The sequence below is a fragment of the Glaciimonas sp. Gout2 genome, from assembly GCF_035018905.1.
In the GTDB taxonomy this organism is placed as follows: domain Bacteria; phylum Pseudomonadota; class Gammaproteobacteria; order Burkholderiales; family Burkholderiaceae_D; genus Glaciimonas.
Genome location: NZ_JASJXA010000117.1, coordinates 1 through 1625, shown reverse-complemented (window position 1 = coordinate 1625; position 1625 = coordinate 1). Strand labels below are relative to the sequence as shown.

Genomic DNA, 1625 nt, shown 5'->3' with positions numbered 1-1625 from the left:
ATTTATTTGTTCCGTCACTTTAGAAACAACCGGAGAACCCCAGCAGCGCCCTTCAGAAAATAAATAATATTCACTTTCCGTATGGCCAGTTCGTGCGATTAGACCAGAAGTGGCTTTAAGTGCAGCCTTATAACTGATATCAGCATGTTGCGTATCGTATAAAACTACTTTCGGCATAAATACTTCTAGTTGCCCAATCCTACTTGCGCTAACCAAATTATCTTGATCGATTTGCGGCAATTGCTTAAGACCGAAACTATATAACTTAAATTTACTAAATATTAGTAAATCTAATGCAGCTTCGGATTGTCGCTTGTGAACCCCATCTTCATTGAACTGATCATTAATATTGCGTAAGAACCTTTCCTCGCTTATGTTGACTTCCTGCAAGAGACGAATCCGTGGTATTTCAGGTGCAATTAACGCGGCAAGTCCCGACTTCATACGATCAGTCGCAGTACCTGAAGGCTCACCATAAATCCTTTTCTCTATTGACTGACCGAAACGTGTCAAGGTAGAACCAGTAGAGGGTAGCCACGCAGAAGGAGCAATATCAATCAAACTATGCAACCCTGCCTCACGCAAAATAGAGGGCGTAAGAAGCGTACCTGCTTTGACTGAAAATTGATTAATGAAGCTTGCTCCAATACTCATTAACGCGCCATCACGGCCCTGATAGTGCGCATCACGAAAATCACGTTGTCTCATGTTAAATTGTGCGTTGAACAAAGGATCAATGGCATGTAAAGACGCCTCAACAAACCATTTTGCTAGCGTATTTAATCTAGCACGATCAGCGGCCTTCAATGAAGGAAGGTGCAAATCTAGCCGGTTAATAACACTCGCTTTGATGCGATCAGAAAATCCTGCTAATGTATCGAGCGTTGGGTCGAGGCTTAACGCAGCGCTTGTATTTTTTCGTACGAAGACCTCAAGGACTTGCGCACCAGATGGCTCTGATATTTGGCCTAAAGCATTGAAAAATAGTTGCGCAACGTCGTTTTTCAGTGCCGATTGTGGCGTCGTTGGCTGTGGATGTGCTGGGCTATCATAAGCAACGCCTTTGTCAACTGGCGGCAACTTGGAATGCACTGCGTATTTCAACATCGCATACTCGTACTGATCAACCGATGGCTGACCTCCAATCATCCGGGAAACCACAGGCGTGAACGCACTCAGTAATTGATCCACACGAAATATAGGATCGTTTGAACGCTCAAGTGCAATGCCCTTTAAACGGTCGTCCTGGGCAACATTTGTTGGCCAACGCTGGTATGCGTTGATGCCATTTAGGATTACTCCTTTGTCCATGGAAGACCAAGTGTGAATCCCGTTAAGAGAAGTATCAAACGAGTCGATGCTGAGGTAGTTGGAGGAAGCGGCAACGTCTAACTTAGGTGCTACACTTGGTACACTTGTTGTCGTGGGAACAGGCTCTATTTTTTTCTTTTCTTCTCCCTGATTCCAATAGGGATTATTAAGATCGTCATAAATACTACCTTCGACCCCCTGGAAAAGCATCGGGTCTTTCGGCCAAGCCGGTAGGGTGTTGCGTATTCTGGTCAACGTGACCGCTCATTCTGGCCGATCGTGACCGCTGCGCCTGCGATGTTGTTACGCGGTTA

The 1625-nt window shown here is 45.2% G+C and carries 1 protein-coding gene; it reads right to left on the bottom strand.

The genetic code is table 11. The features are described 5' to 3' along the window. Positions 1–1566 (bottom strand): hypothetical protein (locus tag QN379_RS23385; protein ID WP_323507756.1); only part of this gene is annotated, 1566 nt, incomplete at its 3' end. Positions 1567–1625 lie beyond the last annotated feature (59 nt).